The following is a 13,328-nucleotide window of genomic DNA, read 5'->3' on the forward strand; positions in this document are numbered from 1 at the left end:
GACCCCCTCTTCTCGCTCCGCTCTGTCCACCCTCGCTCTCGTCGTCCACAGGGCGGTCGCTGCGCTCCCTTCGCCCACGCGGAGCGTGGGCGCCTCCCTCCGCTGCGCTCCTGGAGGCAGTGGGGCCGGCCGCTGCGCGCCCGGCTGGGCCGCGCATCGCGCGGCCCGTGCCGCTGGGGTGTGGTGGTGTGGGTTGGTGGGGCCTCCAGTGGGGGAGTTGGGGGAGCGCGGGGCGCTCCCGGCGGGTCCGCTGTGCTCCCCCGCCTGACGGTCCTTCCGGCTGCGCCTCCAGTCCCTTGGGGCCCGCTGGCGCGGGCCGGGCTGGCTGCGAGGGGTGGGGGTCGCCCGTTCGTGTGGGTTCTAGTGTACCGCGTGCATCGGGTTGATGCAGCATGTACCGTTGGCGGAAACATGGGACACCCCCCAACCACTTGGACGGGGCGCGGCTTTTGATGCAAGGTCAGCGCAGGAATTCGGTTTCCTCCACTCACGCGAGGAATAAGGAATCGGGAAGCTGCGGACCCGAGCCACAGAACGGTACCTCAGATATGGGAAAGGCTGAATTCCGGCGTGCGGAGGTACCGGAGCCGAGTGGCCCCCTGGGGCCGGGCGGCGGAACCGCCCACCGGCACCGGCCGCGCTTCCTCGCTTTTGAGCGTCAGGGCCGGTACCACCCGAGACGCAGCTCCGCTGGTGCCGCCTACGGTCCGAACCTGAGCCGTGGAGCCGCACGCGAAGCCGCCCGAGCCACCACGTCCCAGCCCCGGGACGGGCGCGCGCGAGGCCGGACACGCCCGGCTCGCCGCTGCTGCCAGCTCGGTGACACCGAGGCCGGCGCCCGCCCGACGGGCCCGGAGGGTGTCTTACAGACACCTAAGAGTGCTCACGGCCTCAAAACGCGTTGACCTGCGGAAACGTCAAACGGCGTGTTCTAGATCTCCAGAACAAAGGGGGGTCGGTTTGTTCTGGAGATCTAGAACAAACTCCGGGCGTGTCGAGACGGCGCAGCGACCCGCTGGAGGCAGGCCGTGTTCTACCCCTCTGAAACAAGACGGTTCCCCTAGTGGTACCGTTCGGCCCGTACTCGATGATCTTCCTGGAGGCTTTGATGGAGCAGCTGCCGGTCGTTCGGCCCGGCCAGCGCGTTGTCGCCCGGTCGGACGGCAAGGGCGGCATGGTCGTCAGTGTCGAGAAGATCCAGGGCCGCGAGTTCGCGGTCAGCGCGGAGGTCAAGGGCTACGTCCTGGACGCCCGGCTGCTGATGGACGTCCTGGGCAGCCTGAAGATGCCGGGCAGCTGGTTCCAGGTGTGGTGCAAGCTCGTGGCCGCGCAGGATCCGGCGTACCACGGCGTCGACCGGACGAAGGCGCCGCGTGGGTACGTCCGGATCAACCAGCGCGACCTCCAGCAGCTGTGCAGCCTGTCTGCTGCCTCGGTGAGCGAGCCCGCGCAGTTCTTCCACCAGATCGGCTGGATGCGGACCGCGAAGCCCGGCGTGCTCCAGCTGAACCCGTGGCTCACGGTGGCCGGCACCTCCGCCGAGCAGGAGCAGTGGCAGAAGGAGTGGAACGCCGCCGAGGGTCCGGCCTGCATCATCCCGGCCCCGGACTACCCCGCCGAGTGGCGCGCCGAGCGGGCGAAGGCGAAGAAGGCAGCCGAGATCGCCCGCCGCAGCGAGAAGGTCGTGACGCTGTCGCGCCGCCGACTGCCTGCCCGGAAGGCGAGCGCGTGACGCGCACGGGCATATCCTCAGAGCCAGACGACAACGACCAGGAGGCCCTCGTGAGCACCACTTACGTCCCTGGCCCCCCGTCCAACGAGCCGATCACGCTCACCCGCGATGCTCTGCGGATGCTCGCCCTCGTGGACATCTCCCTGACCGCCCGACGCGTGCTCGACGTCCTTCTGGCCTTCCAGGACCCCGACAACGGCGCGGTCGGCATCAGCCAAGCCGAGATGGCACACGAACTTGGAGCCGGGAAGCCCGCGGTGAACCGCGGCTTCAAGGAACTGAGGGAGGCCGGCCTCGCCTGGCTCCTGCGCCGTGGCTGCTACCAGCTCCACCCCGTTCTCACCGGCGGCCGGGTCGCCGGCACCGCGATGGCGGTCCCCGAGATCAACACCACGCCCGCTGAGGACTTCACCGAGCAACGGCGGACCCGCTTCGCCGCCCAGGTCGCCAACCTCGCGCAGAGCGCCTGAGCAGCCCTCCAGGGCCCGTTCCCGACGCCACGGCGCCGCACCTCAGGGTGCGGCGCCGTTCGCGTGCCCGAGCCGCACGATGACGACTGTCGGTATCACCAGGGGTACCGACATGTTCTAGTTCTCCAGAACACGCGCCGCCCCGGGCAGGTCCCTAGGGCGCGCATCGTTCCCCTTCAGGGGAAAGCCCAGGTCAACGGCGCGCGGCGCGGGCGACGGTATCACCAGGGGAACCGTCTTGTTCTGGTTCTCCAGAACAAACTCCGTGGCCAGCAGCGTCCCGCCGCGCAGGTGCGTACATCGTTCCCCTGGAGGGGAAAGCCGCAGTTGGCACGGTGCGTACGGGCGTTCCCGGGGTGGAGCTCCGCGTGCCGCCCGTCCGGGGGCCGGCCGTCGCGGTAGGAGTGGAGGGTGACGTACGACTTCGGCCTCCACTTCACCCAGGAGCTGGGCAACCGCTTCGGCCCGGCCCCCGACAGCTGGCCCGCGACCGCGGAGCGGGTGACCCCGTTCCTTGCGATCGTCGTGGACGCCCTGGGCGTGGACGACGGCTTGCGGTGGTTCGAGGCAGCGCGCCAGGCCCGCCAGCTCGTCCTCGAGGACGAACGCGCCGACAGCTACAGCTTCGGCTTCGCCCACTACCTCGACACGGCGACCGCGGCGCACGAGGACATCACCCTGCCCGTGGTGGCCGCCTTCGAGGCGTTGAAGGGCGGGTACGAGGTCGCCCGCCGCGAGCGCAGCGTGGACGTCGACGTGTACTTCGAGTGCGCGGCGCAGGCGTGCTCACGTCTGGGCCAAGCGCGCCGCGACCGACAGCAGCAGCTGGAGCAGGGCCGGGAGAGGCGAGCCGCTGCACGGTGAGGCTGCCCTTGCTACACGAGCAGCACCGGTGTGCCGCCTCGGTTGTGCGATTACTGCGCTGCAACCACCGCGGACTTGCAGCAGCCTCCTTGCACCCATCACCACCAGGAGCAGCGGCCCGTGCAGCAGACGGGCAGCGAGCGGAAGGGTGCAAGGTCCGGCCGATGCTGGAGGTACTCGTCAGGGCTTCATCGGAAGGCCGCCGGGGCCGTCCGGCGGGCCGGGGCCGGGGACGTTCCTTGCACCCCAATGTAGGTAAGTAGTTGTAGTGCCTATGCGCGGGTAGAACTCTCCCCCCCCTGAGAGCGGAGCTCGCGGCCGGGCGAACGAGAACACCGGCGCCGGATACGAGCAGCGGCAAGTCGGCTGGGAGCCGCGGAGGCCCACAGACCGCCCGAGGCGCTGTACGCCGCTGTGAGGGCGCGAGAGGAACGTGATCGTCGCTCGGGAGCCTGGAGGCGCCCAGAGCGCCGCAGGAGGCCGCACAGCGCCGGGAAGGATCATGTGCGGCGGGCGCCGGGAGCTTGTGCGGCGAGCTTCGCTCTCAGGGGGAAGAGATCTACAACCCGCACATAGGTACTACCTGTACTACCTACTGATGGGGTGCAAGGCCGTCTGCAGATCCGGCCCGCGATGAACCGCCGGCCGTAAAGCGGCCCACGGGGCTGCGTCCGGGGATGGGTGCAAGGGTGCAAGGCCGGGCCTCGCCCTGTCCTCCAACTGACGGCCGATCTCATCCGCGCGCAGCGCGAGACCACCGGCGCCCTCCGTACCGCGGCCGGGCTTCCCGCAGCTTCTACTGCCGGCACTTCGCCTACGGCGGATGGGAAGAACGTGCTCGTCACCTGGTCAGTCAGTCCTAGGTATTCCTCTTACGCGAGCGATCCCTCACCAAACGACGGACCCGATCCCTCACCAAGTGCTGAACATGCGGAGAGGTCCGCCGTGCTGGCCGCAGGCTCCTCAGACCCTTCAGGTCAGGCTCAGGGCGATCGTCTCGCAGTGCCCCAGCGATGTCGCCGCCACTGCGAGATCGCCCTGAGCCGCAGACCGGCACGCCACGCCCATCACCGCCAGCATGTTCTGCAGCGGATCGTCGTCGCCTTCGGCGCCGGCTTCTTCGACTCGGGCGAGCAGTACGCGGTCGGCCTGGTCCAGGACGTCGGACCACACACCGCCGTACGCCGCCGGATCCACTCCGGTCAGGGGCGTCAGCCACAGATCGGCGTGCGACTGGAGCTGCTGCTCGGCCGTACGGAAGTCCAGGACGGTCCCGCAGGGCATCGAGCCGTTGTCGGGGTGGGACGCGGCTGCGGGCCACGCGGGCAGGTCCTCGCAGTGGACGGGGCACAGGAAGACGAGCCAGGCCGCGCCCGGCCCGTCGTCCTGCGCCGGGCCTTCCCGGAGCGCGGCGGCCTGGAGGGAACATCCCGCCAGCGCGGTACGGAGCCCACCGAGCACGCGGTTGGCGGAGAGCTGCTGGATGAGGTGGGGCACCTCGGCTCCTTCGGCGGCTAGACCTCGATGTACGCGACGACGATCACGGTCCCCAACACCGAGACCCAGTACAAGAGCCGTACGCGCTCGACGTCGTCGGTGTACTCGCGCAGCTGGGGGCCGACGGCGCTGCCGGGGATGGGCTCGCCGACGTCGGGGTCGACGGAGATGACGACCAGGGCGCGGTCCAGGGCGTGGATGTCCGCTTCGCTGGTGATGTTCTCCAGCTGCTTCGCGGCGGAGTCGGAGAAGGTGATCCGGGCGCGGCGCGGGCCGTGCGGCTTGGCCATCAGGCGACGGCCGGGCGCTGGGCGGCGAGGCGGGTGAGGTGGGCCTCGCGCAGGTCCTCCCACGGGGTGCACTGCTCGGGGTCGGGCAGGCCGTTGGTGGCGATGTCCTCCAGGACGGCGGCGAACCGGTCGGCGTCGGCGCGGGTCTTGGCCGCGTACGCGCGGACCGCGTCGGCGGCCGCGGGCTCCAGCTGCCGGGCGGCGGTGTCGGCGGGGGCCGGCTGTTCGCTCATCGAGGGCCTCCAGGGCGCGAACGGGCGTGTGTCACCACGGTATCGGCCGCACGGCGGCCGTGGGACCGCTCTGCTCAGTTGAGTACGGGGCTCGCGGCCGCGGCTGCTTCGACCTTGGCGCACCAGGGTTCGCCGGCGCACTTGCCTCCGAAGCCGGGTTCGGCGCAGGTGCACTCCGGTTCGCGCTCGGTGACCTGCGTGATGCGGTAGAGGCCCGGGGTCATCTTGTCGATGCGCAGCTTCTGGACCTTCGCCGTGGCCTCTTGGATCGAGGCGGCGTGGGTGGTGTAGATCAGGGTGCTGGCGCCGGGGTGGGACGGGTCGGTGCACCGCGCCACGACCTGGTACTCGTGTGTCGTCATCGTTCCTGCCGAGGGCTCAGGCGGGCAGGCCGGGCAGGACCTGGCCGTCGGTGATCTGGGGGTGGGCGGCGGTGGTCACCCCGGGGATTCTTCCGCACCCGCCGGCCCGCCCGGGACCGATCCCGGCGGTTACGTTCCGTACTGCTCACGGGCGTGCGGGATGTCAACTCTTACGTGTCACGCCGGGCCCCGGGGCTCGCTGGAGAGCCGTTTGGACTCCGAGAAACGGACATATGAGGGCGTTTCCCGGGCGGCGTGACACTTTTTTGCCTGCGGTGTCACGCTCACCCTCTGTCAGCGTGACACCGGTCGGAACGGGCGGGCCTGGTGAGGTCAGCTTGCCTCGGCGCGGGCGCGGGCGAGGAAGTCGGCGAGGGCGCCGGCGGCTTCGGGCTCCGTGGTGGCGAGCCGGGCCGCGAACGCCAGCTGGTCGACGTCGACGCCCGGGGCGACGTGGGAGAGCTCGGTGAGCAGCGCGGCGTGGGCGAGCAGCGGTGGCGTCAGGAGACCGGCGGCTTCCTCGCGGGCGGCCGGGTCGCGGTAGTGCCCGAGGTGCGCGGCCAGGGCGTGCGCGAGCCAGCCGTCGACGTCGGCCTGGACGTAGCCGCCGGCTCGCCGGGTGAGTTCGTCGCGTACGGCTTCGTCGCTGGTGCGGGGTTCGGTCTGCTCCAGCGTGCCGAGCTCGCGCAGCGCCTGGAGCTCGTCGGCGCGGGCCGCGATCCGCATCGCTTCGCGCAGCTCGGCTTCCCGGGCGGCGGCGGCCGCGGCATCGGCGGCGAGCTCGGCCCGGACGACGTCGTCGGCGTCGGGGTCGTAGACGGTGCCCGCGGGCGCTGCGGCGAGCAGCTGGTCCAGGCGCTCCCACTCCGCGAGCTCCGCCGGGCCGCAGGCGTCGTCGGCCAGGTCCTCATGTAGGGACGCCTGCCGTGCGTCGAACCGCGCGTCCTCGAGGGCGGCCGCGACGGCGCCGGCGTCCATGCCCTTCGCCCGGCGCCGTACGACGCGGCGGCCGATGCGGGCGGGGTCGACCGGCTCACGGGGCGCAGCGAGGCGCGGGGCGAGCGGGCGATGGGTACCGCCGCCGGGCGGCCACATCCTGGTCATCTTCGGCCTCGTATTCGTGGAACGGATTCGGAGCGGGCCGCCGCCAGAGCGCGGTACGGCGGCCCGCCGGATTGTTTTATAGCAGGTGCGAAATTCGGCCGGGTCAGAACCGGAAGGAAATTGACGACACGGACGTGAAATCCGCGCGGAGGCCATCGGCCCGTGTGCCCCACTCCGTGAAATACGACTCCGTGATGGCCTCAGCGACAATCGGATGCAGATCCTCCTCTGTCGCACCGGCTTCCTGGAGCTCCAGGATCTGCTTCACGTAGGTGGGCGAGATGTCCGTGGTGATCTGGCGCTCTCGGCCGTCGTCCGAGCTGCCCGTGCAGGTGAATCCGAAGTACGCCGTCACCTCCACCATCATCCCCTTGGAGGTCGACGCCTGTGCACGTGCCTGCGCTCTGACCTGCGGTTGCCACTCGGATTCGGTCGCCTCCACCAGGGCGGCCTGGAGCCGCTTCTGCGGCTTCTTCAGCTTCCCGGCACGGTAGCGCTCGATCGTGCGGGTTGAGGTGCCCACACGCTCCGCCAAGCTCTTCGCTGACCCCGTCATCCGCGTGAGGAGGAATTTCACCTGTGCATGTGCGGATTTTGGCGCGGGCCGGGTGAAGACCTTCCGCTCCGCCCGCGCGAGGGCCTCCAGGACCTTGCCGCGGCGCGGGGCCGGCTGCTGCTGCTGCTCGTCATCGTTCATGACTGCATGCTCGGGCGCCGGTCCTGTGGACAGAGTCCGGAGCAGACCACCCGGGCTCCATGGATACGCGGGCGAGCCCCGGGCCGTTGACGGTCCGGGGCTCGCAGGTGGTTCGGGGCGCGGCCTACAGCTGGAACCCCAGGTCGAGCACGTCGTTGATCTGGACTTCCTGGAGGGAGCCGGCGCGGCGGCCGCTGTCCTGGAAGTAGACCTCCTTGAGTGCTTCGGCGGTGAGCTCGCGCAGCCGGTCCTCGGTGGCGCCCTGCTCCTGGGCGGTGAAGAGGCGGGCCGCGTACTGGGGCGGGAGGGCGACGGTGATGTGCCGTTCGCGGTCCTCGTCCGTGGACTCCATCGACGCTCCGGCGTAGCCGAGGCGGGCGTGGACGTCGATCACGATGCCGCCGGTCGTCGCCGCCTTCTCCTTGGCCTTGGCCCGGATCTGCGGCTGCCACCGGGCCTTTACCTCGCGCTCCAGGCGCGCGGCGAGGTCCGGACGGGGCTTCTTGATCTGGTCCTTCACGTACCGCTCGACGGTGCGCTGGGAGACCTGCAGCGTCTGGGCGACGGCCTTGGTGCCGCCCAGCTGCTTGACCAGGTACCGCATCTGCGGGCCCGCGTTCTTCGGTGCCGGGCGGGTGAACGCCTTCTGCACCGCCTGGTTGAGGCCGTCCCCGAACTCCTTGTTCATCGCGCTCCCTACTCCCCGTTGTCCTTGTCGGTGACGGTGCCGTCCTTGATGTACCGGGCCAGGTTGAGCTCAGGAGCCTGGTGCTGCTCCCGGGCGCCCTCTCCCCACAGCGTGGTCTGCGTGCCCTCGTGCTTCACCAGGCCCGGGTTGACCCCGAGCTTGAAGCCGCCAGGCAGCGGCTTGCCCTCGCGGTAGGGCAGGAAGTCCAGCGGGCTCTCGCCGTCGACCGCGTAGACGACGCAGTCGGAGAGGATCGCGACCGGGTACTGCCCGGTGAACGCCGCGTGCTTGACCATCTTGCGGTGCAGGTTGATCCGGGTGCGGGAGATGACCGCTGCACGGATGTCGGGCCGCCACGTCGGACGCTCCAGGGCCCGCCAGCGCTCACCGGACGTCCAGCCCTCGCCGCGGGGCCGCTCGCGCAGCTTGCCCAGCCCGCCCTTCACCGTCGCCTTGACCGCCGCCGCCACGATCGCCATCTGCGGGTCGCGGCCCTTGTAGCCGTCCATCGCCGCGAGGAAGTCGGCCGGCGACAGGTCCGCGTCGACGCCGAGGTCGGCCATCGTGGTCAGGTAGGCGTCGCGCAGCCGGCTGTACCAGCCGTCCAGGTAGCGGCCGTTCTCGTACCGCACGTACGCCTCGGTCGGCGTGACGTCGTACCCGAGCTCCTGGGCGTAGGCGACGGTCGGCGTCGCGTACCAGGCCGGTCCCGCCGGGCGGTCGCCCTTCGGCGTGAACGGGGAGGGCAGCAGCGAACCGTCCAGCTCCACCCACTCCTTCCCGGCCTTCACCCTTGAGAGGTCGACGTGGCTCAGGTCCACCAGCCACGAGCCGGGCAACTTCGGGTCGAACACCGGGTTCATGACGTGCGTCGGCGCGCCCAGGCCGACGACCAGCCCGTTCGCTCCGGCGGCGAACGCCATGTTGACGTCCAGGCCCACGAGGTGGCTGCGCAGGCATTCGGCGTCGGTCAGCGGGCGCGCCCAGTCGTACGCCTCCTCGAACAGCTTCTCGCCGGGGCCGCGCACGTGGAAACGCGGCAGGTCCTGGAGCAGCGGGTGCCCGTCGGGGGCCTCGCACGGCGCGCAGTCCACCGGGTCCACGCCCAGCGACCCGGGCGTCTTCTCGTCGGCCCGCCGCAGGACGCCGGTCTCCTCGTCGCGCACGGCGTAGGTCGGCGGGTGCAGGGCGGTCATGAGCTCGAGGCCGGTGACGGCGGTGGAGCCGCGCGGCGTCATCACCCGGGCCGCGTACGTGCCCAGGACGCGGGCGAGCTCCGGCGGCGGCAGCTGGGCGGCGGAGCCCCAGAACCGGGCGTCCAGCGCGTTCCACGACGGGATGCACAGCTGCACGCACTGGCGGTCCGTGCCCTTGGCGGGGCGGTAGATCCGAGCCCACGGCCCGAACCCGCGCTTGGTGAGCTGCCAGTCGGCGCGGGTCAGCTGCTTGATGACCTTGTGGCCCTCCGGGATCCGCCCGGCGATCCGCTCCTCCTCGGTGAGCGCCACCGGGAGGCCGTAGCGCTCGCACGCGGCCGCGGTGAGCACGATCAGCGGGTCGGCCGGCCTTCCCGGCCCGGACAGCTTCGGCTGACCGAGCTTGGCCTCCTTGAGGGTCCAGTCGACCAGGGACGGCAGGGACTTGGCGGGCACGTCCAGGACCAGGCCGCCGACGCAGTACGCCAGCACCTTCCCGTCCTCGACGTCGACGACCGCCAACGGACCGTTCTCGAACCGCGGGTCGCTCTCCCCCGCCGGGGCCGGTGCCGGGGTCGCGGCTGGGGCCGCCTTTTTCGCAGCGGGGCGACGCGACGTCGACGTCGGCCTGGTGGTGGACGCCGGACGCGGCGCGGCCGCCGGAGCGGTGGCGGTGGCAGGGCTGGTCGGGGTGTTCTCGGTTGAAGTCATGTCCGCAGCCTCGGACGCCGGACCTGTGGACAGAGCCCGCGCTTCCGACGGGGCGGGCACGGCGGTGAACGTGGCCGGCACCGCAACGTCGGGGGCGGGCACGGCCGCGGCGACCGGTGCGGGGTAGAGCTCCGCGAGCTTGTCCAGCAGCCGGGCGTACGCGTCGCGCTCCGGCGGCCGGGGCTCGGTCTTGCCGGACTCCCACCCGCTGACCGTGGCGCGGCGCACCTTCAGGGTGGTGGCCACTTCGTCGATCGTCAGGCCGTGGGCGGCGCGCAGCCGCTTGCGCTCCGCCGGTGGCGGGAGCGTGGCGCGGGACGCGAGCAGGGCGTCGACCGCGTCGAACAACTCGGACATGGGTTACCTCCTGACCAACATCCTACCCCATGAAACGTACGATGCGCGTACGTTCACCGTACGAATCGCGTACGAAGAGGATTTGAGGGGTGCGGAACATTGTTCTGGCCGGTGTAGTGGCTGGTTCTGGTGATCTGCCAGTCCGGCCGGGTCCGGCTCAGTACGGTGCCGAGCATGGCCAAACGAGGGAAGACGCGTGGCGGCTCCACCCCGCCGCAGCCCGTGACCAGCAAGCGAGTCATCGAGGGCTGGCAGGGCCCCGAGGGAGGGCGGATCCGGCTTGCTCAGGCGGGCGAGGATGCCGCCGTGCAGGCCCTGATGGAAACGGCGGGAGCCCGGCTAGACCAGCCGGCGGCCGACCAGTTCGGCGGGGAGCTCGCCGTGGCGCTGTGCGCCGGGCTGACCGGTCAGGAGGCGTGGATCAGGGCGATGACGCCGCTGCTGGTACAGAGGACGTACCTCGACGCGATCCCCGGCCTCTCCCTGGTCCTGGTCGCGGAGGACAAGGCCGGCGACATCGTCGGCGCGGCGTACTCGATGCCGCCGATGCCCATCATGAACGGTGCCCACCAGCAGGGATTGCCTCCCGAACAGCTGATGTCCATTCCCCTCGCCCTGGCCAAGCTGGCCGGCATCAGCGTCACGGAGAAGGCCCGCGGCGCCGGATGGGCCACCCACCTGCTCAAGCGCACCGTGCAGGTCTACGAGCAGCTCGGGCTGCTCCTGCTGTACGGCCAGTTCCCCGTCGACTCCGGTCTGGACCGCTTCTACCAACAGCGCGGTTTCACGCCGCTCGCCCCACAGGAGAAGCTGGACCTGGCCCCGCTCAGCCTGCCGTTCGGCATCGACCCCGGGCCCGGAGAGCAGCTCTTCGTCCGCTGGAAGTAACCGGCTACCGCTCTGCCGCGACGCCGCCGACGGCCGTCCTACTCCGCTCTTGTTGCTGAGGGGACGGCCGTTCAGGCGTCAACGTGCACGGTCACGTACATGTCCCCTGGGACGCCGCCGTTCTTCCCCGGCTCCCCCAGTTCCCTGATCCGAACTTCCTGACCGTCCCTGACTCCGGCGGGGATGCGGACCCTGTAGGTGCGCTGCTCGCTGACGATCCGCCCCTCCCCCTTGCAGGTGGTGCACGCCCGCGCCGACTTCTCGTCGGTCCTGGTAGCGCAGGCCGGGCAGGCGATGCGGGTGGTGAACCGCAGCGGGATGATCGCACCGTCCGCGGCTTCCGCCGCGCTGACGCTCATGTCGTGCGCGACGTCCCGGCCGCGCCGGGGCGGGGTGGCCCCGAAGTGCCGGTCGTTGATCTCCTTGAGGACGTCCCGGACCTTCCGAGCTGAGGCCGGCCGCTGAGCGGGGTCCTTGGCCAGGAGCTGGCTGACGAGTCGTTCCAGTTGTACGGGCGCGTCCGGGCGCAGGGTGCGCAGCGGTGCGGCCTGTTCCTTGATGTGCTGGTTGACCAGGTGCCAGGAGGTACCGGTGAAGGGGCGGCGGCCGGTGACCATCTCGTAGAGCACGCAGCCGAGCGAGTACAGGTCGGAGCGGTGGTCGAAGGTGCCGGCAAGCGCTTCGGGCGCCATGTAGGCCGGGGTGCCGATCAGGACGCCGGTGGTGGTGACGTCGTTGCGGCCGTCGCTGCCCTTGGTGATGCCGAAGTCCACCACCGTGGCCGTGCCATTGGACCGGATCATGATGTTGGACGGCTTGATGTCCCGGTGCGTCAGGCCCGCGTCGTGTGCGGCCTTCAAGGCGTCTGCGACGCAGCCCGCGATGCTCAGGGTTCTCGGGAGGGGCAGCCTTCCCGAGTCCAGGGCTGCGCTGAGCGACTTGCCGGGCAGGAGCTCCATCACGAGGTAGGCGCAGGGCTGGCCGTTGTGCGTCGTGGAGCCGAAGTCGTGGACGGTGACGATGTTGGGGTGAGCGAGGCCGCCGGCGACTGCGGCCTCGCGTGCGAACCGGGCCGCCTGCCTGCTGCTGCCCGCGTCCCCGGTGAGGACCTTGACCGCCACCAGGCGGTCGATCTTGGGATCGTGCGCTGCCCAGACCTGACCGAACCCGCCCGCGCCGATCGCCTCGATCAGCCGGTAGCGGCCGTCCAGCACGGTCCCTTCCTGCACGACTCCCCCTCCGGTGATCACCGCGACGCACGGTGTCTACCAGGCGTGTACCCGTCACGCTACGCCGCAGGAACCACTTACGGCAGGGGACTTGGTCGGGTGTCACCGGCTGGTCAAGCGGTGGTGCGCAGCGGAAGGGGCGCGTTGGGGACCAGGGCGGCGGTTCCGGCCTGCCGGGCGGCCCGTTCCGCGCGGGCCCGCCGGAGGGCGGCGGCCTCGGTGGCGGCGGCCTCACGGCGGCGCTGGAGATGGGCAGCGTTGATCGGGGCGGGCGCATCGTCGACAGCAACCTCCGGCTCCGGGAATGCCCTCCGGCTGAGTTCGCGCATCACCCGGTTCTGACGCTCGATCGCCTCGGTGACGCCCGAGCGGACGTGCTGGACGCGCGGGACGGCCTGGTGGGCAGCGAGCGCCTGGTGGAAGCCAGGCGGAGCCATGTCGCGGGTCCTAACCGGCCCCTGGGGCGCAGCCGCGGCTGCCAGGGCGGTGGCCGTCTCGCGCGGCGCCGGGGTCGGAGCGCCGACGGCCAGGACGCGGACGGTGCGGACCGCCTGGGTACCGGCCGCGTCGTTCGCCGCGGTGACGATCCGGGAGCTGATCAGCCGCAGCTGCGTCGCGTACGCCGAGGAGTCCGGGCACAGGTCCAGCTGTCCCGTCTCCGAGTGGAACGCCACCGCTTTCACGTGCGCGGCCAGCTTCGGCGAGAGCGCGGCCGCGATGTCCGGCCACTGGTCCAGGATGCTTCCGCCGGCGGCCGGGACATCCCAGGCCCGGTCGGCCATCAGGCCCTGGAGCACGGCGGCGAACCCGGTCGGCTCCCGCCCATCACCCCGGACCGCTGTGGTGCGGGTACGGCGCTTGGCCTTGCGGGTGCCGGCCTCGCCGCGGGCCTTCGCGGCCTCGCGCGCCTGGTGCAGCGCGACCCGGGCCAGGTCGACGCCGGACAGCTCCGGGGCCGTCTCCTCGCTGCTGCTGACGGTGGTGTTGAGGGTCTCGGTCATCACGGCCTC

14 protein-coding genes are annotated in these 13,328 nt (G+C 71.2%); 4 read left to right on the forward strand and 10 right to left on the reverse strand.

Features of this window, described 5'->3' with window-relative positions; all coding sequences use genetic code 11:
* The first annotated feature begins 1,108 nt into the window (after positions 1-1,108).
* The 3 genes from ACWCP2_RS31510 (at position 1,109) to ACWCP2_RS31520 (ending at position 3,066) form a co-directional block, all read left to right on the forward strand.
* Positions 1,109-1,732: a hypothetical protein gene (locus ACWCP2_RS31510; protein WP_450911968.1), complete on the forward strand. Its 624-nt coding sequence runs from the start codon at positions 1,109-1,111 to the stop codon at positions 1,730-1,732.
* A gap of 50 nt (positions 1,733-1,782) precedes the next feature.
* The gene (locus tag ACWCP2_RS31515; RefSeq protein ID WP_450911969.1) at positions 1,783-2,202 is read left to right on the forward strand and encodes a helix-turn-helix domain-containing protein; all 420 of its coding nucleotides are present in this window, start codon (positions 1,783-1,785) and stop codon (positions 2,200-2,202) included.
* Between the two features lie 411 nt (positions 2,203-2,613).
* The gene (locus ACWCP2_RS31520) at positions 2,614-3,066 is read left to right on the forward strand and encodes a hypothetical protein (RefSeq protein WP_450911970.1); all 453 of its coding nucleotides are present in this window, start codon (positions 2,614-2,616) and stop codon (positions 3,064-3,066) included.
* Positions 3,067-4,038: 972 nt separating this feature from the next.
* On the opposite strand, the gene ACWCP2_RS31525 is transcribed toward ACWCP2_RS31520, so the two are convergent.
* The 8 genes from ACWCP2_RS31525 to tap form a co-directional block, all read right to left on the reverse strand.
* Entirely contained in the window at positions 4,039-4,563 is a 525-nt protein-coding gene (locus tag ACWCP2_RS31525; RefSeq protein ID WP_450911971.1) for a hypothetical protein, read from the reverse strand.
* A gap of 17 nt (positions 4,564-4,580) precedes the next feature.
* Complete coding sequence (locus ACWCP2_RS31530; RefSeq protein WP_450911972.1) at positions 4,581-4,853, reverse strand: hypothetical protein; 273 nt, start codon at positions 4,851-4,853, stop codon at positions 4,581-4,583.
* Positions 4,853-5,086 carry a hypothetical protein gene (locus ACWCP2_RS31535; RefSeq protein WP_450911973.1) on the reverse strand — a complete coding sequence of 78 codons (234 nt, stop codon included), beginning with the start codon at positions 5,084-5,086 and terminating at the stop codon, positions 4,853-4,855. The genes ACWCP2_RS31530 and ACWCP2_RS31535 overlap by 1 nt, the downstream gene beginning before the upstream one ends.
* Positions 5,087-5,160: 74 nt before the next feature.
* A complete protein-coding gene (locus ACWCP2_RS31540; protein ID WP_450911974.1) occupies positions 5,161-5,448 on the reverse strand; it encodes a hypothetical protein in 288 nt (95 codons plus the stop codon).
* 333 nt (positions 5,449-5,781) lie between these two features.
* Positions 5,782-6,552 (reverse strand): hypothetical protein, encoded by a 771-nt coding sequence (locus tag ACWCP2_RS31545; RefSeq protein ID WP_450911975.1) that lies wholly within the window; start codon positions 6,550-6,552, stop codon positions 5,782-5,784.
* A 103-nt stretch (positions 6,553-6,655) separates the two neighbouring features.
* The gene (gene tpg, locus ACWCP2_RS31550) at positions 6,656-7,249 is read right to left on the reverse strand and encodes a telomere-protecting terminal protein Tpg (protein ID WP_450911976.1); all 594 of its coding nucleotides are present in this window, start codon (positions 7,247-7,249) and stop codon (positions 6,656-6,658) included.
* Positions 7,250-7,373: 124 nt separating this feature from the next.
* Positions 7,374-7,937, reverse strand: a complete 564-nt coding sequence (gene tpg / locus ACWCP2_RS31555) for a telomere-protecting terminal protein Tpg (RefSeq protein WP_450911977.1) — start codon at positions 7,935-7,937, stop codon at positions 7,374-7,376.
* An 8-nt stretch (positions 7,938-7,945) separates the two neighbouring features.
* Positions 7,946-10,201, reverse strand: a complete 2,256-nt coding sequence (gene tap, locus ACWCP2_RS31560; protein ID WP_450911978.1) for a telomere-associated protein Tap — start codon at positions 10,199-10,201, stop codon at positions 7,946-7,948.
* 174 nt (positions 10,202-10,375) lie between these two features.
* On the opposite strand from tap, the gene ACWCP2_RS31565 reads away from it, so the two are divergent.
* The gene (locus ACWCP2_RS31565) at positions 10,376-11,089 is read left to right on the forward strand and encodes a GNAT family N-acetyltransferase (protein WP_450911979.1); all 714 of its coding nucleotides are present in this window, start codon (positions 10,376-10,378) and stop codon (positions 11,087-11,089) included.
* Between the two features lie 71 nt (positions 11,090-11,160).
* On the opposite strand, the gene ACWCP2_RS31570 is transcribed toward ACWCP2_RS31565, so the two are convergent.
* Both ACWCP2_RS31570 and ACWCP2_RS31575 read right to left on the reverse strand, forming a co-directional pair.
* Entirely contained in the window at positions 11,161-12,318 is a 1,158-nt protein-coding gene (locus ACWCP2_RS31570) for a protein kinase domain-containing protein (protein WP_450911980.1), read from the reverse strand.
* A gap of 113 nt (positions 12,319-12,431) precedes the next feature.
* Positions 12,432-13,319, reverse strand: a complete 888-nt coding sequence (locus ACWCP2_RS31575) for a DciA family protein (protein ID WP_450911981.1) — start codon at positions 13,317-13,319, stop codon at positions 12,432-12,434.
* Positions 13,320-13,328: the final 9 nt, after the last annotated feature.

Source organism: Streptomyces sp. NPDC002104 (genome assembly GCF_053593795.1).